We start from the raw sequence: 19018 nt of genomic DNA, 5'->3' as shown, positions 1-19018 counted from the left end.
CCTCCTCGTAACATAAATAACAACAGCCCCAAGCCGCAATCCCCATGCGGGTTTGCGGGCATATGCCTGGTAGAGGCGCATAAACAGTGCGCGTTGGCGGTGCATGCAAAATTTATCTCGCCTAGCAGCTCAAGGCCAAGCAATATAACCATATGCACTTATTTTCTTTTGAATTTAAGCAAAGTTAGCATATGCTCATCACTCACACGCTGTGAGCTGTGTTGCGGCCCTCCCCGACACCCTCATTAATAGTAATTTATACAAATTATTTCGTCTTCACTCGACCACAAAAGGAAATATATGGCTCTCTACTTGAATAATGCAGACTCGATAGGGCGTACGCCACTGGTAAGACTTAATCGCATCACCGATGGTGCCGGCGCAACGGTGCTGGCTAAGATAGAGGGACGCAACCCCGCTTACTCGGTCAAGTGCAGGATAGGCGCCGCCATGGTGGCGGACGCAGAACAACGTGGCTTACTTGGTCCAGGCAAAGAAATCATAGAACCAACCAGCGGCAACACCGGCATCGCCTTAGCGTTTGTCGCTGCCGCCAAGGGCATACCCTTGACCTTAACTATGCCTGAAACCATGAGCATAGAAAGACGCAAGCTGTTGGTCGCTTTTGGTGCCAAATTAATCCTCACGGAAGGCGCCAAAGGCATGAATGGCGCGATCGCCAAGGCCGAAGAATTAGTCGCCTCGGCACCCGAGCGCTATGTGTTGCTACAACAATTTAAAAATCCCGCCAATCCAGCCATCCATGAAAAAACCACAGGCCCAGAAATCTGGGAAGACAGCAAGGGTAACGTCGATATTTTTGTCGCTGGTGTGGGCACAGGCGGCACCATCACTGGTGTGAGCCGTTACCTCAAGCAAACCAAAGGCAAGAACATCTTATCGGTCGCGGTAGAGCCTAGTGCCAGTCCGGTACTGACACAGAAACGCGCTGGACTGGCCTTACAGCCTGGTCCACACAAAATTCAGGGCATAGGCGCAGGTTTTGTGCCGGATGTACTCGATCTGAGTTTAATCGATCAGATAGCGCAAGTGAGCAATGAAGAAGCCGTTTTATACGCACAAAGAATGGCGAAAGAAGAAGGAATTTTGTGCGGCATCTCTTGTGGCGCGGCGGTAGCGGTTGCGATACGCTTAGCTAAATTACCTGAGCATGCGGGCAAAACCATCGTCGTGATCTTGCCAGATTCTGGTGAGCGCTATCTGAGCTCTATCTTATTTGAAGGCATGTTCGATGCCAGTGGTGTCGCCGTCTAAATTCAAGAACTGCATCGTCTTCAAGCACAGCGAGAACGATGCAGTTTTAAGATGGCTTTACGAAGGTTCGCGCTAACTAGCTAAAACCCACCTGCTATTAGCCGAAATCCTTGAAGGTTTCCAGATCGATCTGCACCGACTCGTCACCAGCCGACATCCAGATCTGACCGTCTTGTATAGTGCATTGCAATTGCATATTGCGTTGCGCCATCTTGGCTAATTCCTGACTGGTGGCAGACGCGACATTTTTTACTTGCAAATTCTTCGCTCTATCGAGTCGGCTATTGATGCCCTTCCACCAGATAGAACTAGCATGTGCAAAGCTATACACCACCACCTGCTCTGCCCTGCCGCAGGCCTTCAGTAAACGACGATCTTCAGGTTGGCCGACCTCACCCCATAATTGAATTGCATCGGTATAGTCTTTCAACCAAAAATCGGGCTCTTCGGTATCCGAGATACCGCGTCCAAAGCTCAGCCGTTCGCTGGCGTGTATGGCAAACGCCAGGACCCTGATCATCATGCGCTCATCAGTCTCGGACGGATGTCGCGCGATGGTTAAGCTGTGGTCGGCATAATAGCCGCGGTCCATGTCCGAAATATTCAGCTCGGCCTTGTAGATAGTTGATTTGAGAGCCATTATTTAAACACCACAGTTTTATGAGCATTGAGCAAAATTCTATGTTCGACAAAGCATTTGACGGCACGTGCCAACACCACGCACTCGACATCGCGACCAATCGCAGTCAGAGTTTCTGGCCCCATCGCATGGTCGACGCGTTCTACATCTTGCTCAATAATCGGGCCCTCATCGAGATCGCCAGTAACAAAATGGGCGGTCGCACCGATCAGCTTCACACCACGTTCATGCGCTTGATAATAAGGCTTAGCACCTTTAAAACTAGGCAGAAAAGAGTGATGGATATTAATTGCGCGGCCAGTCAAGGCTGTGCACATCTCCGGTGACAAGATCTGCATATAGCGCGCCAGCACCACCAGTTCCACCTGATTCGACTCTATGATATCCAAGACTTTTTGCTCTTGCACACGCTTGGCCTCGGCCGAGGCGCCAACCGCCAGCGGCAAGTGATGGAAAGGAATGTTATAGCTAGCCGCCAATTGATAAAAATCGGTGTGATTAGAAATAATCGCCTTGATCTCTACCGGCAATAAGCCGCTTTTGAAGCGAAACAACAGATCGTTCAGGCAATGACCTATCTTCGACACCATCAAGACCATACGGGGTTTATGACGCGCGTCGTGCAATTGCCAATCCATTTGCATGCTCTCGCCCATGCTGGCAAAATCGGCACGCAAGACCGCGTCGCTAATGGCCGCATCTTCCAGAGCGAAATGGACGCGCATAAAAAACAAAGCAGATTGGGCATCGCCAAACTGAGCGGAATCAATGATATTGCAGCCATGCCCGGCTAAAAAACCGGAAACATTGTGCACAATACCGCGCTGATCCGGGCAAGACAGGGTAAGTATGTATTCTGGATGCATGATGTAGGAAGCATAAAAATTTTCAGCCAGCATTGTCTCATGTTCAAGCGGCGATACGAGCGATCCTGCGGTACTTGAAATAAAAGAATTAAAAAGCACGCTCGTTCTAATTGAGGTATAGTTGTTCTGTTTTAGTTAATCTGATTTAGTTATTCTGAGTTATTTATTCCGCGCGATAGAATCGCCGCCAATTTTGATTTGCCCTTCGGAGACAAACCCTATGACTTCAGCAACGCTTGCCGCACTCAGCAATCAACAATATCGCCTCGCCGCCCGTCCAATGGGCTTACCTAAAGACAGCGATTGGTCCTTCAGCAGCGAAGCGCTGCGCGATATCGTCGAGGGCGAAATCATCGTCCAGGCGATTTATCTCTCACTCGATCCTGCCATGCGCGGTTGGATGAACGAAGGCAAATCATATATCCGTCCGGTCGCCATCAATGAAGTCATGCGTGCTGGCGGTATCGGCAAAGTGATTGCCTCTAAATCGGCAAAATTTGCGGTCGGTGACTATGTTTCGGGCGGCATTGGGGTACAAAAATTTTGGCTAGGTGCGGCCGATGACAAGAGCGCCAGTTTCTATAAAGTCGACCCCAAATTGGCACCTTTGCCTAAATACCTCAATGCACTGGGTATGCCAGGCATGACCGCCTATTTTGGCCTGCTTGATGTCGGGTTACCCAAGGCGGGCGAAACCGTAGTGGTGTCAGGTGCGGCCGGTGCGGTGGGCCAGACCGTTGGCCAGGTTGCCAGACAAAAAGGCTGCCGCGTGGTGGGCATCGCTGGCGGCAAAGAGAAATGCGACTTTGTGGTCAACGAATTGGGTTTTGATGCCTGCATAGACTACAAGACCGGTTCGGTCAAAGACGGTTTAAAAGAGCATTGCCCAAATGGCGTAGACATTTATTTTGATAATGTCGGAGGCGAGATACTCGACACCGTACTGACACGTATCAATATGAAGGCGCGCATCATTATCTGCGGCGCGATCTCCCAATATAACAACACCACGCCAGTCAAAGGCCCGGCCAATTACTTGTCCTTACTGGTAAATCGCGCCCGCATGGAAGGCATAGTCGTATTCGACTACCTGCCCCGTTACGCCGAAGCGACCAAAGAGATGGGCGCATGGATGGCACAAGGAAAATTCCAGACCCGCGAAGATATCGTCCAGGGGATAGAAAATTTCCCTGCAGCTTTGCTGATGCTATTTGAAGGTAAAAACTTCGGTAAACTGATTTTGCAAGTGGGCCAGGAATAATCACCGATTAGCCATCAACATAAAAGCGCATCAATTTTGATGCGCTTTTTTTGATGTTAAGTGTCTTGCCGCTCTGCATAACGCTGCGCCAGCACCGCACACACCATCAGCTGCAACTGATGAAACAACATCAAGGGCAAGATTATTAAGCCCACGCTAGGGCCGGCAAACAAAATTTTTGCCATGGGTACGCCGCTGGCCAGACTTTTTTTCGAGCCGCAAAACATCACAACAATTTCATCTTCTTTACTAAAGCCGAGCCGGCGACTCACCAAGGTGGTCAGTCCCAGCATCAGCGCTAACAAAATGGCACTGATGCCGAGTAAGCTCACTAACATGCCTGGGGCAACCTGATGCCATAAACCCTGCACGATAGCTTCACTAAACGCCACGTACACCACCAGCAAGATAGAGCTTTGATCCAGCATCTTCAGGCTATCTTTGCGCGGCTCCATCCAGGCTTGCAGCCATGGCCGCGCTATCTGCCCGGCCACAAATGGTAGCAGCAACTGCAGCACAATCTTCATGATGCCGTCCAACGCGGAATGTCCGGCGTTAGCGTTGCTCAGCAACAGGCTCACCAGTAAGGGCGTCAGAAATATGCCTAGCAGATTACTGGCCGAAGCACTGCAGACCGCAGCGGCCACATTGCCACGCGCCACGGCGGTAAAGGCGATCGACGATTGCACGGTAGAAGGTAAAACGCACAGGAATAAAACGCCCATGGTCAACTCTGGTGTGAGCAGCCAGAGCAAACCCGGTTTCATGAGTTGCCCCAATAACGGGAACAGCGCAAAGCTAAACAGTAAGACGGTGAGATGCAAGCGCCAGTGGGTGACACCGGCGCGTACTGCGGCACGCGAGAGCTTGGCGCCATGCATGAAAAACAGCAAGGCGATCATGCCCGAAGTCAAGCGTTCAAAGCCAAGCGCGATAGAACCCGAGCACGGAAAGATGCTGGCAGTGAGTACCACTGCCAGCAATAGCAAGCTCATGTTATCAGGTAAAAAACGGGGTCTTTGCATGCTGAGTCAAAATCATGGAACTGCCACCCGACCGCGATCTGCATCTATTAAGTTCAACTAGATTAGGACTTACGCAAAATTGTTCCAGCTAGGCGTACCGCCGAAGACAGTACTTTAGTACGGCAAGGCGGATACAAGGACGCTGGGGCGGTTTTGCGTAAGTCCTATAGATTAAATGCAGCAAGCCAGGCAGCTTAAGCAGATGAGCAAATTAACAAATTAGGCGGGCGTATCCGGATTAGCAGCATCGTCTTGCGCATCTTCTGCTTCATCCGTGTCTGCAGTCTCACCGACTTTGCGCTCGGCCTTATTGCGCAGCTTCTCTTCTTTTTTCTTTTTCTTGGCAAGCTCTTTTTGACGCTTATCAAATCCGTAATTAGGTGTTGCCATGATGTGCTTTCAAGTTTTTTGCGCACTGTAACACATTCACACTGTCAGACCCCAGTTTTGCGCACGTCCTATAAAAAATAGATGCCCCGCTCGCGCATATTCCATGCGGGTTTGCGGGCAGGCACCCCGCTAGGCCGCATGGAATATGCGTGAGCGGGCTGTTGCCATAAAACTCCTGATTTATTCGCGACTTTGGTAAAAATGTTATTCTTTCGGCTGTCTTGATGTCTGGCGTGGCATTCATGGCATTCCCCCCCTTGCAATTTCATTCGACACTAAGGAAATACTATGAGCGTCTTGACTATCAATGGCAAGCAACAAAACTTAGCCTTGCCAGATGACACCCCGCTGCTGTGGGCGCTGCGTGATGAACTGGGCATGACTGGTACTAAATTTGGCTGTGGCATGGCATTGTGCGGTGCCTGCACTGTGCATCTGGACGGTGAGCCGATACGCGCCTGTGTGACCCCAATTTCTGCCGCACTCAATAAACAAATAACCACCATAGAAGCGATGGCGCAAGACACTGTCGGCAAAGTGATACAGCATGCCTGGATGGATCTGGGCGTGCCGCAATGCGGCTACTGCCAATCGGGCCAGATCATGTCGGCCACGGCACTCTTAAAAAAAGTCATGCGCCCGAGTGAAAAACAAATTACCGATGCCATGAGCGGCAATCTTTGCCGCTGCGGTACCTATACGCGCATTCACGCCGCCATCAAGTTGGCCTCTAAGAATCTGGCAACACCAACTAGCAAAGCAGCTAAGGGAGAGTCAAAATGAAAAATCAGCTAACAAGCAGTGCCGCTGAGCAGCCGCAATTAGCTGCCAACAGCGTAGTTTCGGCTAGCCGCAGACTCTGGTTAAAGAGCGCTGCTAGTCTGGGCGGCCTGATACTCACAGTGGGGCCGAGCGGCTTGGTGATGGCGGCCGATGCGGCAAAATTTGGCGGCGACGCCATGCCCGGTGGCTTGGTCGATAATGTACTGGCCTTTGTCTCTATAGGCAGCGATGGCATCGTCACTATCGTTGCGCATCGCTCAGAAATGGGGCAAGGCATACGCACCAGCTTACCAATGGTAGTGGCCGATGAACTGGGTGCCGATTGGGCTAAAGTAAAAGTGATACAAGCCGACGCTGATGAGGCGCGCTATGGCAACCAGGATACCGATGGCTCTCGCAGCATGCGCCATTCGTTTCGTCCGATGCGGCATATCGGTGCTTGTGCCAGACAGATGCTAGAGACAGTGGCGGCGGCACGTTGGGAGGTGCCGGTAGCACAAGTGAAAACCAGCAATCATGAAGTGATCCATGCGGCCAGTGGCCGGCGCCTTGGCTTCGCTGCATTGGCAGCAGATGCCGCCAAACTTCCCGTACCTGGCAAGACCAGTATCAGACTCAAGCCCACCGCCGAATTACTTTACATAGGCAAACAGCATGCCTTGGGCATCGATCTGAAAAATATCGTCACTGGCAATACCCAATACGGCATCGATACCCGTGTTGATGGCATGTTGTATGCGGTGATCGCCAGGCCACCGGTGTTTGGTGGCAAACTCGTGAGCGTCGATAGCAGTGCCGCCCTAAAAGTGCCTGGCGTGCTGCGCATCGTCGAATTAGCTGGCAGCCCAGCGCCAGCCATGTACCATCCTCTGGGCGGCGTAGCGGTAATTGCCAGCAATACCTGGGCCGCCATCAAAGGGCGTGAAGCGCTCAAACTAGTCTGGGATGACGGCGCCAACGCCAGTTATGACTCGGCCGCTTTTCGGCTTAGTCTACAAGCGGCTGTGCGGCAACCGGCCAAAGCCGCGCGCAATCAGGGCGACAGCATGGCGGCTTTAGCGGCCTCGAAAAAAACGCTGAGCGCCGAATATTATCTGCCGCATCTGGCGCACGCCACCATGGAGGCGCCCGCCGCCACCGCACGCATCGTCAACGGTAAATGCGAAGTCTGGGCCTGCGTGCAAGCCCCTCAAGCCACTGTTGCCACGGTAGCGCAACATTTAAAACTCAAAGACCAGGACGTCACGGTACACGTGACTTTATTAGGCGGTGGCTTCGGGCGCAAATCCAAACCCGATTTTGCGGTAGAGGCCGCCCTACTCTCGCAAGCGATGCAAGGCGCACCGGTAAAACTGACGTGGACCCGTGAGGACGATCTGCAACACGATTACCTGCACACAGTGTCGATGGAGCGACTGGAGGCGGCACTCGACGAGCGCGGCATGCCTAGCGCCTGGTTGCATCGCACTGCCGCCCCTACCATCGCCTCGACCTTTGCGGCCGGCGCGAACCAGCAACAGCCGTTTGAACTCGGTATGTCTGCCACCAATGTACCGTTTGCGATCGCCAATATCCGGGTCGAAGTACCTGAAGTGGCCGCCCATACGCGGATAGGCTGGTTTCGCTCGGTCTCGAATATCCCGCACGCCTTTGCCATCCAGTCATTCGCGGCAGAGTTGGCGCACGCCGCGCAACGCGATCATAAAAGTTATTTGCTCGATTTATTGGGGCCAGCGCGCAAGATCGATCCACGCAGCATGGGTAATGATTTTAATTATGGCGAATCACCAGAGCGCTACCCTGTCGACATTGCCCGCATGCGCCACGTCATTGAACTGGCGACCAGCAAGGCCGGTTGGGGCCGCAAGCTAGCTAAGGGCAAGGCTTTGGGCTTGGCCGTGTCGTACAGCTTTGTGAGCTACGTCGCAGTGGTGATCGAGGTCGACATCAATGCCAAGGGCGAACTGCGCATCCCCATGGTGGATATGGCGATAGATTGCGGCCCCTTGATTAATCCGGATCGCATTCGTTCACAACTAGAAGGTGCCTGCATCATGGGCATTAGTCTGGCGCTGAGCGGTGAAATCTCGTTTAAGCAAGGGCGCGTCGAGCAAAGCAATTTCCATCAATATGAAATTTTAAGGGCCTATGCGGCACCCCGCGAAATTCGCTGCCATCTGGTGGAAAATAGTTTGGAGATAGAACTAGGCGGAGTCGGTGAGCCTGCCATGCCACCGATCGCACCGGCGCTCTGCAATGCGATCTTTGCCGCGACCGGCAAGCGCATCAGAAATTTGCCTATCCGCGATCAGATCAGCAAAGCGTAAAAGCACCTAGCCCAAGACCCATAGCCCATGCGGCCTCCAGGGCTATGCCTTGGAGAAGCGCATGGACTATGCGCGCTGGCAGGGGTGATTTTTAAATCCTGGTTGAGAGACCAGCAGGCTCATTCTTTGCGGTAGGGTCTACGCACTGGCTGCAAGTCTGAGCCTAGCGGGCCACGCAGGGCCAGCGTCACCAGACTGAGGATGATTTTAAGTAAAACGAACACCAGGAATAGCGTCAACACCAAGGGGATCAGGCTAATCAGCAAGGCGATGCCCAAAACGACGATGAGTACTTTCGGCAAGGGCGTGCGCAATAGGCGCAAGCTCAGTTTTTTAGCAAAACCTTGAAACTCTTGACTCGCTTGGCGCAGCACTGAATACAAATATTGACGCGTAGAATTTTTCATGTAAATTTTCTTGATGAATAGGATAACTGGGGGGGAGATATCTCAGACCCGAGCTAGGCATTATGCAACAAGCAATTTTTAAGTGCCACGGTAATCGCACTAGCAATTTGCCTTTTTTTAATAACAGGACTTACGCAAAAAAAAACGGCGGATCAATGATCCGCCGTTTTTCACTAGCTTAGTTCTGCAACAAATTAGAAGCTGGCATTGAGCCCTAATTTAAGCCCTCTAGGCGCGCCGGGCGTGATGTTGTTATTACTATTGGCCGAGGCGTAGTAATTCTTATCGAATAGATTTTCTACGTTCATTTGCAACTGCAGATTTTTATTCACGCGATAAAAAACCGCTGCATCGACCCGGGTAAATCCAGGCACCACCACCGCATTGTCATTCGACGCATAGATCTGCCCACGATATACCAGGCCAAGACCAGCGCCCCAGGCCTGACTAAAGTCATAGCGATTCCACAGCGAGGCGCTATGCGTAGGCACTTGCGCTACCACCGCGCCAGCTTTAATACTGGCCGATTGGGTCTTGGTAATTTGCGCATCCTGATAGGCATAGCCCCCCATGATGCTCCACTCTGGCGTCAATTTTCCGGTCATACCAAGTTCCACGCCCTTACTACGCTGGCCATCCACCAAGATGCTTCTTGTGACATCCAGAGGGTCTGGAATCACCACATTTGTGCGATCGAGTTGATATACGGCTGCGCTAGCTTCCAGATTCGGCAAAATATCCCACTTCGCACCTAACTCCAGATTCTTAAACTGTTCGGGATCGAAAGCCTGATTGCTGCTAGTGAGCGATCCCAATTGATCGCCAGCACGTGGTGCAAACGCCAGGCTATAGCTACCATACAGCGACACTGTAGGCATAGGTTTAAACACCAGGCCTATGCGTGGCGAAACCGGCGTATCAGTGACCTGGATATTTTCCAGGTTACGATTATTCGTAAAATCCATCGCAAAACTATCGCGGCGCAGACCGACTATGGCTTGCCATTGTGGCGAGAATTCGATTTGATCTTGCAGGTAGACAGAAGCAATCGTCGCCACCCCATGATTATTCGCATCCGTTGCACCTTGCTTAAACGTGAGCGCGGCATTACTCAGAGGATTGACCACCGACACATTGATACTGCTGACGCTCTTGCCTGCCACCGTAAAATACCCGGTATTTCGGTAGTTATCGGTGACCTGACGACCCAGTTCCACACCCGCTAACATTTTGTGCTGCACAGACCCAGTCGCAAGGCTAAACATCAGATCGGTTTGGTTAAAGAAATTATCGCGCTGTGTGGCATTGTTATACGCTTTTAAAGCGACACTGGTGCCGGTAGCATTGACCGAATCAGGAAAAATATTCTGATAAAACTTATCGTATTTGGCATAGCGGGTGCGATTGCGCAAGCTAATACCAGCGCCAAAATCATGCTCGATCAGCGCCGAGAATGCATCGACTTTAGACCAGGTGGTACTCAAATCGGGGTCACCAAAAAATGTGGATGGATCGGTCTTGATAGGCTTACCCAAAAATGAAGGAATACCTCTATCGGTCGTGCGCTCGTCTTTGAAATGTTCGTAACCCACCACCACACTGGTATTGGCGCCCGCGCGCAAGGCCAAAGTAGGATTAATGCCCGAGCGCTTCAAATTAAAATAATCTCTATAGCTATCAGAATTCTCGACTAAGCCCGTCACGCGGATGGCGGCACTCTGATTGATGGCCTGGCCCACATCGACGGTCAGACGGCGGTTGTTCCATGAGCCCAGGGTCAGCGAAACATCGCGCACGGTCTGCCATTGCGCCTGCTTACTGACGCGGTTAATCACGCCGCCAGAACCACCCCGACCGAAGATCATCGCGTTCGAGCCCTTGAGCGCTTCTACGCTGTCGATATTGTAAAAATCGCGGTAATACTGGACATCGTCACGGATGCCATCGACATAAAAATCAGCAGTAGAACTATTGCCGCGAAACACCGCTGTATCGCGGTTACCTTCGCCTTGCGCCGTGACTATGCCCGGCACGTAACGAATCGCGTCTGCCATACTTTGCATGGCTTGATCGCGTATCAATTCTTTGCTGATCACGGTCACCGCTTGCGGGGTATCGAGTAAGGGCGTATCGGTTTTGGTCGCAGCAGTACTGCGTTTGACGCTATAGCTAGCCTCAGGCTTAGCGTTGACACTCACTTCAGGTAAGCTATTTGCGGCAGGCGCAGCCGCGCTAGTTTGGGAATACACAGGTAAGACGATACTAGCCAACAAGGCCGGCAACACAGCAAGTTTGTAATTCATCATGACTCTCGGTAAGCGGTGAGTACGGCGCACTCTGCGTATACTCAATAAAAATGACTGGCTGGCGAGCTGACAAAACAATAAACAAGCTTGGCTGGCTAAACTGTCGAAATTATAAATGAGAGTGATTTGCAATTACAGAAAATTCTTGTTTAAACGCAGTTAAAACCACCTTGTTTTGAAATAATTGAGCCAGCTCAAGCACGCGCGCCTCAGCACCCCAATTGAGCCGCAACTCAGATTCGATTTCTCGCCACTGAGAGCTCATTTTGTGCATTTCGTCGCTTGCCACGCGCAATCTTGCCTGGCTTTGCTTACAGTGATGACATCGCAACTCAATCACCACGAACCCAACGGAACAAAACGGAGCACACCATGAAATCGACACAAAAACTTTCCATCTCCTTGCTGTTAAGCAGCGCCCTACTCTCTATCGCATGCATTAGCGCCACTGCCCATACCAACAATATTCAATATCAACCAAAACAGGCATCGGCACTGAGCACCAGCGTTCAGACTATCGAGATCCGCGCCCACGCCTGGACTAGCGAACAGAAGATCGCCTACGATAGCGAGTTATTTGGGCTGGCTCAGCAGCCTATTCCTAGTGTCTTGATCACAGCAAAACGGCTCAGCAGCGAAGAAAAAATTGCACTCGACAAGGCTAGTGCGCGCAATTTACATGCCAACTTAGAATTTAATAAAATGCTCAAAAAAACCGCCTGAATCGCTACGCCCATCGTTCAGAGATAAAAGCATTTTTATACAAAACTAGACCAGCACTTGAAAAAAGCTTTACAATAAGCCCGCATTAGTTAGTCTTAATACATTTAAAATACGCGACCATCATGACAAAAAAATCTCTACTCCTCGCTGTAATGCTAAGCACTGCGCTAGTGAGCGTTGGCTTTTGCCAAGAGTTGATTTCTATGGCGATGTCGGTAGCACCGAGTACCCAAGAATTACGGCCAGAGATGCGCTCCACCGACAGCCTGGCGGGCGGTTCGGCCAGCAGCAGTGGCGTGATGTTAGATCGCAGCGGCATGGATAAAGCCTCGGTCCATCTGCAGATTTTGCAGCAAAGTACCGCGCACTTCGCCGAAACGGGCGTTGCCAAGAAGCCACTCGCCGAAGACAAAAAGAGCACTAGCAGTAAGCCGCAAGGAAACTCTTAAGCCTTGCGTATTTTCTGCAAAGAAGATACTCCCCTATTTTTCGCTCTCAATCTAGCCGTTTGCGCAATATCTACGTGCGCACTTAAAATATACTGGCTGGGAGTATCTGTACTTTCAGAATAAACGCCAGATTTACCCAGAATTATTCTCAGTAATTCTGCCTACAGAGCGGCTCTGTCTATGCGCTTACTCAAGATGATGGCGGTCGAAGTTTGGCGCACACCATCTAAAGTCCCGATCTGATCCAAGAGTTTATCCAGCACTTCGGTGGTGGCGCAATGCAGGGTCAGCATATAGTCAATTGCACCACTAACGGCGCATAAAGTCTCGACCTGCGGCAGCTGCTGCAAAAACTTCATCAAGCCGGCCGCATAGCGCGCCTCTACCGAAAGCCCGACATAGGCGCGTACCGCCGTTTGGTACATATCCTGATTCAATTTCAAACCATAGCCGGCGATCACTTCACGTTTCTCTAAGGCGTTGATGCGGGCAATCACGGTGGTTCTGGCGATCCCCACTTGCTTGGCAATGGTAGTCACCGGCAACCTGGCGTTATCCATCAATAAGGCAAGAATTTTATTATCAATATCGTCTAGCACAGGCTTCATTTCGTCATACTGAAGTAAATAATCGTCATATTGTATTGAAACATCGCATTCTGACGATACTTTACACTCTATTATCTGACAACGCTTGCTTTTAAACTAAGCCGTGGTGAAAATTAAAAACAATCTGGAGATACGAAATGACGACCAAACTCATCCTGCTAGGCGCTGGCAAAATCGGCGACGCGATTCTTAACTTACTGTCGCATACCGGCGACTACCAAATCACGGTGGCAGACCGCGATCCTGAGCGCCTCAAGTATGTAGAGCAAGCTGGTTTCCCCAATACCCGCATCGTACAAGCCGATCTCGGCGACAAAGCCGTAGTCACAGAACTGATACGCGGCCATCAAGTCACTTTGTCGGCTTGCCCTTACTTTTTAACGCCTATCATTGCTGGCGCCGCCAAAGCCGCCAATTCGCATTATTTTGACTTGACCGAAGACGTAGAAAGCACCCGCATCGTCAAGCAATTGGCCGAAGGCGCTGATTGCGCTTTTGTACCTCAATGTGGCTTGGCACCAGGTTTCATCTCTATCGTCGCCAATGACGTTGCCAAACGTTTTGATACGCTGCGTGACGTCAGCATGCGCGTTGGTGCTTTGCCGACCTTCCCTAACAATGCCTTGAAATACAATTTAACCTGGAGCACTGACGGTCTGATCAATGAGTACTGCAACCCATGCGAAGCAATCGTCGATGGTCAGTTACGCGAAACTTCAGCCTTAGAAGAAATCGAGCATTTCTCCCTGGACGGCATCGATTACGAAGCCTTCAACACTTCTGGTGGTCTGGGCACTTTGTGCGAAAGTCTGGCTGGTAAGGTGCAAAATCTGAACTACAAAACCGTACGTTACCCAGGTCATCGCGACATCGTCAAAATGCTGATTCGTGATTTGGAGCTGGGAAAACTGGAACGCCGTCCTATCCTTAAAGATGTTTTGGAAACCTCTATCCCTATGACCAAGCAAGACGTGGTGCTGGTGTTTGTCAGCGTCATCGGCATGCGCGATGGTCGTCTGGAACAAGAATCTTACGCCAAGAAAATCTATAGCCAAGTAGTGAACGGCCAATTACTATCCGCGATACAATTGACCACTGCCTCTGGCATTTGCGCGATGGTCGATATGGTCGTCACAGGTAAATTGCCGCAACATGGCATGGTTCGTCAAGAGCAAGCGAGCTTGAGCGACTTCCTGGCAAACCGATTTGGCCGCTACTACGCAATCTAAATTACGCAATCTGATGCATCGTTGGATCAACTTTAGAAATTAGGAAGCTGAGATCACAAGTGACAGCGCAATAAGCGTTTTTAGCTTGTGATCTTTTTCTTTAAAAATACATATCCCGCTGGAGAACCCATGGACAACAATATCACTCAGCTGTTAACCGAACTCGGCGTCAAGCTGACCGACTATCAAGGTCAGGACATCGCCAGCATCTCACCGATAGACGGCAAAACTCTCGCAACGCTGCGCGCCGAAAGCACTGAGCAAGTCAAGGCCAAGATCGCACTTGCGCATGCTGCATTTCTGCAATGGCGCGAAGTTCCGGCGCCACGCCGTGGTGAACTGGTGCGTCTATTCGGCGAAGAGCTGCGCATCCACAAGCAAGCACTGGGCAAAGTGGTCACGCTGGAAGCGGGCAAGATTTTGCAAGAGGGTCTGGGCGAAGTACAAGAGATGATCGATATCTGCGACTTCGCAGTCGGTTTATCGCGCCAGCTTTATGGACTAACGATTGCGTCCGAACGTCCGGGCCACCGCATGATGGAGGTCTGGCACCCTATCGGCGTGGTCGGTGTGATTTCCGCATTTAATTTTCCGGTCGCAGTGTGGGCTTGGAATGCGGCATTAGCTTTTGTCTGCGGCAATAGCGTCACTTGGAAACCCTCCGAAAAAACACCACTGACGGCACTCGCAACCCACGCCTTATTCATGAAGGCAGTGGCACGCTTCAACGCCACTGGCAATGATGCGCCAGAAGGTTTGGCTGAGCTAATCATCGGTGGCCGTGACACCGGCGCGCACATGGTCGAAGACAAGCGTGTGGTACTGGTCAGCGCCACCGGTAGCACCCGCATGGGCCGACAAGTGGCCGAGGTCTGCGCAAAGCGCCTGACCCGTACCATTTTGGAATTGGGCGGCAACAATGCCATGATCGTGGCACCTAGCGCCGATCTGGAAATGGCAGTGCGTGGCATCACGTTTTCGGCAGTCGGTACCACTGGTCAGCGCTGCACCACCCTGCGCCGCCTGTTCGTACACGACAGCATTTACGATACGCTAGTGCCACGTCTGAAAAAAATCTATGCCGGTCTGCCTATCGGCAATCCTTTGGAAAAATCCACGCTGATCGGCCCCCTGGTTGATCAGGCCGCGTTTGACGCCATGCAAACAGCACTAGCCGTGGCAAAACAAGAGCAAGGACTAGTCTTTGGTGGCGAACGTGTCAGCGTTGCTGGCTGTGAGGCGGCTTATTATGTGCGTCCCTCGCTGGTTGAAATGCCTAGCCAGACCGCGGCCATGCACCACGAGACCTTCGCACCCATCATGTACATCGTGCGCTATAGCGACTTGCAACAGGCGATAGACTGGAATAACGAAGTGCCACAAGGCTTGTCGTCCAGCATCTTCACCACCGACATGCGTGAAGCCGAACGCTTCATGTCTGACATCGGTAGTGACTGCGGTATCGCCAACGTCAACATCGGCCCTTCCGGTGCCGAAATCGGTGGTGCCTTCGGTGGTGAAAAAGATACAGGTGGCGGCCGCGAATCGGGCTCCGATGCCTGGAAAGCCTATATGCGTCGTTCTACCAACACGGTCAATTACAGCAATTCCTTGCCGCTGGCGCAGGGCATCAGTTTTGATATTTAATTAATATTATTTGTGTAGTAAATACCTCAATCGCCACTTTCGTGGCGATTTTTTTGATGTGATGGCAACAAGCCTGCGCTATACTCAAATTTCCGACTGGCCTTGCCATCTAGCTATTCTGGCACTAGCCGCTTAGATCGAAAGCGAGTCCATGCGCATCAAATCTGTATTCATTTCAAGCATTTTTTTGCTGCTAACGGCAACGCAACTCATTGCTCTTGCGCAAGAATCAGAAATCGTCCGATTTCCCCGCCTCTCCGCGGCGGTAGATCCCAATGAAGTCTATATTCACGAATTACTGCAATTAGCACTGAAAAATAGTAAAACTTCGTATCAACTAGCGCCATCTGAAGGAAAAATGCAGCAAGCACGCTCCATTTATGAGATGACTAAAGCGGTTGGCAACGTTGATTTATTATGGACGATGGCGACTGATGAACGTCAAACGCAAATGATTGCCATCAAAATCCCTATCGATAAAGGACTGATCGGTTGGCGCATACCTTTGCTGAAAAAAGAGCGCAGCCAGATATTTGAAAAAGTAAGTACGCTACGGCATTTATCCACTTATTCTGCTGGACAGGAACACGACTGGCCAGATGTCCCGATACTGAAAGAAAATGGTTTGCCTGTGGTGACATCAACCTCCTACGAAGCTTTATTTAATATGCTGCAGGGAGGACGTTTTGATTATTTCCCTAGATCTATGTTTGAAATATGGAATGAGTTTTCATCGCATCCCAAACATGACTTGCATATCGATGAACACATTATTTTGCACTATCCGGCCGCTTACTATTTCTTTGTTACGCCACGTCGACCCAAACTGGCGGAAGATTTGCGTGTAGGCTTAGAGGCTATGATCAAGGATGGCAGTTTTGAGAAACTATTCAAGAAACACAATCAGATCTCGATTGACAGAGCAAATATCAAACACCGAACCATCATAGAATTAGACAACCCTTTATTTCACTTAGATAAGTCAAACGGATATAGGCCAGAATTATGGTTTCAACCCTGAGCGTCCTGAGCGTCCTTATCGAGCTTACGCAAATAGGCTAATTTATCCGCAATCTTAATTTCCAAACCGCGTGGTACCGGGCGATACCATTGCTGCCCGTCTAGGCCCTGTGGCAAATACGTCTCGCCAGCGGCATAGGCATCTGGCTCATCATGGGCATATCGATACAGTTTGCCATAGCCCAGCTCCTTCATCAGCTTGGTCGGTGCATTGCGCAAATGCTCGGGAACTGGCCTGGAAGTATCTTTTGCCACCATTGCACGCACCGCGTTGTAAGCGGTATAGGCGGCGTTTGATTTCGCCGCGCAGGCCAGATAAATCACTGCCTGTGCCAAGGCTAACTCGCCCTCGGGCGAACCAAGGCGTTCGTAGGTTTCGGCGGCATCCAACGTAATGCGCAGAGCGCGCGGATCAGCCAAGCCTATATCCTCACTCGCCATTCTGACGATACGCCGCGCCAAATAGCGCGGATCAGCGCCGCCATCTAACATTCTAACCATCCAATACAGCGCCGCATCCGGATTAGAACCCCGCACCGATTTATGTAAAGCTGAAATTTGATCGTAGAACGCATCACCGCCTTTATCGAAGCGACGTAAGGCATCACCCAAACATTCGGCTAGCAACACCGCATCGACAAGTGTCGCATTCTTGACGCTCGCAGCACGCGCTGCGATATCAAGATTATTCAAGAGTTTGCGACCATCCCCATCGGCGCTACTGATCAAGCTGGCTTTAGCATCTGGGGTAAAACTCAAGCCCGCCAATTCCTTTTGGCAGGCCTTATCGACCATGATCGCCAGATCGTCTTCGCTTAAGGATTTGAGTACATACACAGAAGCGCGCGACAGCAAGGCGCTATTGACTTCAAATGAAGGGTTTTCTGTTGTCGCACCGATAAACGTGAATAAACCACTTTCCACGTGCGGCAAGAAAGCGTCTTGCTGACTCTTATTAAAACGATGTACCTCATCGACAAACAAGATGGTGCGGCGCTGAGAGTTTGCCTGCAAGATCTGAGCGCGCTCGACCGCCTCGCGTATATCTTTAACCCCAGAAAGCACTGCGGACAATGCGATGAACTCAGAATTAAAAGCATCCGCCATTAATCTGGCTAAGGTAGTTTTACCTACGCCTGGTGGCCCCCACAGTATCATGGAGTGTGGTTCACCGGACTCAAAGGCAACCCGCAAAGGCTTGCCTTGACCGAGCAAGTGCTGCTGACCAATGACCTCGTCTAGGCTTGCCGGACGCCGACGTTCTGCCAGTGGGACATTACGTGTTACTGGCCTCATTGCCGAAACACTTCCGCACCTGACGGAAGTACAAACTTAAATTGATCGACTTTGAAATTAGGATTTTTCTCTACATTTTTTAATGTCACCAGAGAGACCTGGCCGAAACTATCGCGTAATTCCAGCGCCATCGGCAAGCCGTCTTTCATGCCTATGCCGATATGTTCAAATTGACTGTCTTTGGCTTTGGGGCTGGCATCTAACCACTCCACCCCTTGTTTAGTGCCTGCATCTTTTAGTTGAAAGTTCTTTTCCAGATCGCTATTGCCAAATAAAATCGCCGCAGGACTAGCGCCAAGCGCACCGTTCAACTCTTTGATCGTCACCTGATTCAGGTCTTTATCGTAGATGTACAACTTGTCACCATCGGTTTGCAAACTCTGTTCGTAAGGCTTGCTATAAGTCCAAATGAATTTGCCTGGACGAGAAAAGCTAAAAGTTCCGCTAGCGGTCTTACTAATCGTTGCCTTGCCATCGACCAACTTAATCTGTTGTTGTGAGAACTCACCTTTTGCGCCCTTGGTATTGGCGACAAAAGCCCTAAATTGCTCTAAGGCGTTAGCATTCGCAATTAATGGCGCGACCAAGCTCAGCATCAAAAAGTGCTTTAACATCATTTTATTGAATACGCGATTGAGGATTGAAGCTCCCACTTTTATTTGACTCATGTTTTGTTCTGCACTATTCATATTTTTCTAGCTTAATTCATTTCTACATCTAAATCGAAGACAGGCGCAGAGGTGCGAATAAGGATGCTGCTCATTAA

The 19018-nt window shown here is 50.8% G+C and carries 19 protein-coding genes; 9 read left to right on the top strand and 10 right to left on the bottom strand.

Going from position 1 to position 19018, the window contains the following annotated elements; genetic code table 11:
• Nucleotides 1-300 precede the first annotated feature (300 nt).
• Nucleotides 301-1275 (top strand): cysteine synthase A, encoded by a 975-nt coding sequence (cysK, locus tag EJN92_RS18480; RefSeq protein ID WP_126129169.1) that lies wholly within the window; start codon nucleotides 301-303, stop codon nucleotides 1273-1275.
• Between the two features lie 97 nt (nucleotides 1276-1372).
• On the opposite strand, the gene EJN92_RS18475 is transcribed toward cysK, so the two are convergent.
• Both EJN92_RS18475 and purU read right to left on the bottom strand, forming a co-directional pair.
• Nucleotides 1373-1915, bottom strand: a complete 543-nt coding sequence (locus EJN92_RS18475) for a YaeQ family protein (protein ID WP_126129168.1) — start codon at nucleotides 1913-1915, stop codon at nucleotides 1373-1375.
• Nucleotides 1915-2784, bottom strand: a complete 870-nt coding sequence (gene purU / locus EJN92_RS18470; RefSeq protein WP_126130015.1) for a formyltetrahydrofolate deformylase — start codon at nucleotides 2782-2784, stop codon at nucleotides 1915-1917. The genes EJN92_RS18475 and purU overlap by 1 nt, the downstream gene beginning before the upstream one ends.
• Nucleotides 2785-3001: 217 nt before the next feature.
• Between purU and EJN92_RS18465 the strand changes: the two genes are divergently transcribed.
• Nucleotides 3002-4042: an NADP-dependent oxidoreductase gene (locus EJN92_RS18465; protein ID WP_126129167.1), complete on the top strand. Its 1041-nt coding sequence runs from the start codon at nucleotides 3002-3004 to the stop codon at nucleotides 4040-4042.
• A gap of 56 nt (nucleotides 4043-4098) precedes the next feature.
• Here EJN92_RS18465 and EJN92_RS18460 read toward each other — a convergent pair whose 3' ends face one another.
• Together EJN92_RS18460 and EJN92_RS21635 are read right to left on the bottom strand one after the other, a co-directional pair.
• Nucleotides 4099-5067: a bile acid:sodium symporter family protein gene (locus EJN92_RS18460; protein WP_126129166.1), complete on the bottom strand. Its 969-nt coding sequence runs from the start codon at nucleotides 5065-5067 to the stop codon at nucleotides 4099-4101.
• Nucleotides 5068-5286: 219 nt separating this feature from the next.
• Entirely contained in the window at nucleotides 5287-5457 is a 171-nt protein-coding gene (locus tag EJN92_RS21635; protein WP_170174919.1) for a hypothetical protein, read from the bottom strand.
• Between the two features lie 288 nt (nucleotides 5458-5745).
• On the opposite strand from EJN92_RS21635, the gene EJN92_RS18455 reads away from it, so the two are divergent.
• Both EJN92_RS18455 and EJN92_RS18450 read left to right on the top strand, forming a co-directional pair.
• Nucleotides 5746-6240, top strand: a complete 495-nt coding sequence (locus EJN92_RS18455; RefSeq protein ID WP_126129165.1) for a (2Fe-2S)-binding protein — start codon at nucleotides 5746-5748, stop codon at nucleotides 6238-6240.
• Nucleotides 6237-8567, top strand: coding sequence for a xanthine dehydrogenase family protein molybdopterin-binding subunit (locus EJN92_RS18450; RefSeq protein WP_126129164.1), 2331 nt, complete (start codon nucleotides 6237-6239; stop codon nucleotides 8565-8567). The genes EJN92_RS18455 and EJN92_RS18450 overlap by 4 nt, the downstream gene beginning before the upstream one ends.
• 119 nt (nucleotides 8568-8686) lie before the next feature.
• On the opposite strand, the gene EJN92_RS18445 is transcribed toward EJN92_RS18450, so the two are convergent.
• The 3 genes from EJN92_RS18445 to EJN92_RS21630 all read right to left on the bottom strand — a co-directional run bounded on the left by EJN92_RS18445 (nucleotide 8687) and on the right by EJN92_RS21630 (nucleotide 11545).
• A complete protein-coding gene (locus EJN92_RS18445) occupies nucleotides 8687-8974 on the bottom strand; it encodes a hypothetical protein (RefSeq protein ID WP_126129163.1) in 288 nt (95 codons plus the stop codon).
• A 194-nt stretch (nucleotides 8975-9168) separates the two neighbouring features.
• Complete coding sequence (locus EJN92_RS18440; protein ID WP_227869602.1) at nucleotides 9169-11277, bottom strand: TonB-dependent receptor; 2109 nt, start codon at nucleotides 11275-11277, stop codon at nucleotides 9169-9171.
• A 112-nt stretch (nucleotides 11278-11389) separates the two neighbouring features.
• Complete coding sequence (locus EJN92_RS21630) at nucleotides 11390-11545, bottom strand: hypothetical protein (protein ID WP_170174918.1); 156 nt, start codon at nucleotides 11543-11545, stop codon at nucleotides 11390-11392.
• A 107-nt stretch (nucleotides 11546-11652) separates the two neighbouring features.
• On the opposite strand from EJN92_RS21630, the gene EJN92_RS18435 reads away from it, so the two are divergent.
• Nucleotides 11653-12003 carry a hypothetical protein gene (locus EJN92_RS18435; protein WP_126129161.1) on the top strand — a complete coding sequence of 117 codons (351 nt, stop codon included), beginning with the start codon at nucleotides 11653-11655 and terminating at the stop codon, nucleotides 12001-12003.
• A gap of 122 nt (nucleotides 12004-12125) precedes the next feature.
• Nucleotides 12126-12452 carry a hypothetical protein gene (locus tag EJN92_RS18430; protein ID WP_126129160.1) on the top strand — a complete coding sequence of 109 codons (327 nt, stop codon included), beginning with the start codon at nucleotides 12126-12128 and terminating at the stop codon, nucleotides 12450-12452.
• Between the two features lie 161 nt (nucleotides 12453-12613).
• On the opposite strand, the gene EJN92_RS18425 is transcribed toward EJN92_RS18430, so the two are convergent.
• Complete coding sequence (locus EJN92_RS18425) at nucleotides 12614-13060, bottom strand: Lrp/AsnC family transcriptional regulator (protein ID WP_126129159.1); 447 nt, start codon at nucleotides 13058-13060, stop codon at nucleotides 12614-12616.
• Nucleotides 13061-13197: 137 nt separating this feature from the next.
• Between EJN92_RS18425 and EJN92_RS18420 the strand changes: the two genes are divergently transcribed.
• The 3 genes from EJN92_RS18420 to EJN92_RS18410 all read left to right on the top strand — a co-directional run bounded on the left by EJN92_RS18420 (nucleotide 13198) and on the right by EJN92_RS18410 (nucleotide 16957).
• The gene (locus tag EJN92_RS18420) at nucleotides 13198-14289 is read left to right on the top strand and encodes a saccharopine dehydrogenase family protein (protein WP_126129158.1); all 1092 of its coding nucleotides are present in this window, start codon (nucleotides 13198-13200) and stop codon (nucleotides 14287-14289) included.
• A 129-nt stretch (nucleotides 14290-14418) separates the two neighbouring features.
• On the top strand, nucleotides 14419-15936 hold the full coding sequence (gene amaB / locus EJN92_RS18415; RefSeq protein ID WP_126129157.1) for an L-piperidine-6-carboxylate dehydrogenase: 1518 nt from the start codon (nucleotides 14419-14421) through the stop codon (nucleotides 15934-15936).
• A gap of 151 nt (nucleotides 15937-16087) precedes the next feature.
• Entirely contained in the window at nucleotides 16088-16957 is an 870-nt protein-coding gene (locus EJN92_RS18410) for a type 2 periplasmic-binding domain-containing protein (RefSeq protein ID WP_126129156.1), read from the top strand.
• Here EJN92_RS18410 and EJN92_RS18405 read toward each other — a convergent pair.
• Together EJN92_RS18405 and lolA are read right to left on the bottom strand one after the other, a co-directional pair.
• The gene (locus tag EJN92_RS18405; protein ID WP_126129155.1) at nucleotides 16948-18252 is read right to left on the bottom strand and encodes a replication-associated recombination protein A; all 1305 of its coding nucleotides are present in this window, start codon (nucleotides 18250-18252) and stop codon (nucleotides 16948-16950) included. The two genes, EJN92_RS18410 and EJN92_RS18405, sit on opposite strands and share 10 nt — an antisense overlap.
• The gene (gene lolA, locus EJN92_RS18400; protein ID WP_407701527.1) at nucleotides 18249-18920 is read right to left on the bottom strand and encodes an outer membrane lipoprotein chaperone LolA; all 672 of its coding nucleotides are present in this window, start codon (nucleotides 18918-18920) and stop codon (nucleotides 18249-18251) included. The genes EJN92_RS18405 and lolA overlap by 4 nt, the downstream gene beginning before the upstream one ends.
• Nucleotides 18921-19018: the final 98 nt, after the last annotated feature.

Origin of the sequence: Undibacterium parvum (genome assembly GCF_003955735.1) — a bacterium.
In the GTDB taxonomy this organism is placed as follows: Bacteria; Pseudomonadota; Gammaproteobacteria; order Burkholderiales; family Burkholderiaceae_D; genus Undibacterium; species Undibacterium parvum.
The sequence above is the reverse complement of the archived record's forward strand: the minus strand, read 5'-3'. Positions and strand labels throughout refer to the sequence as shown.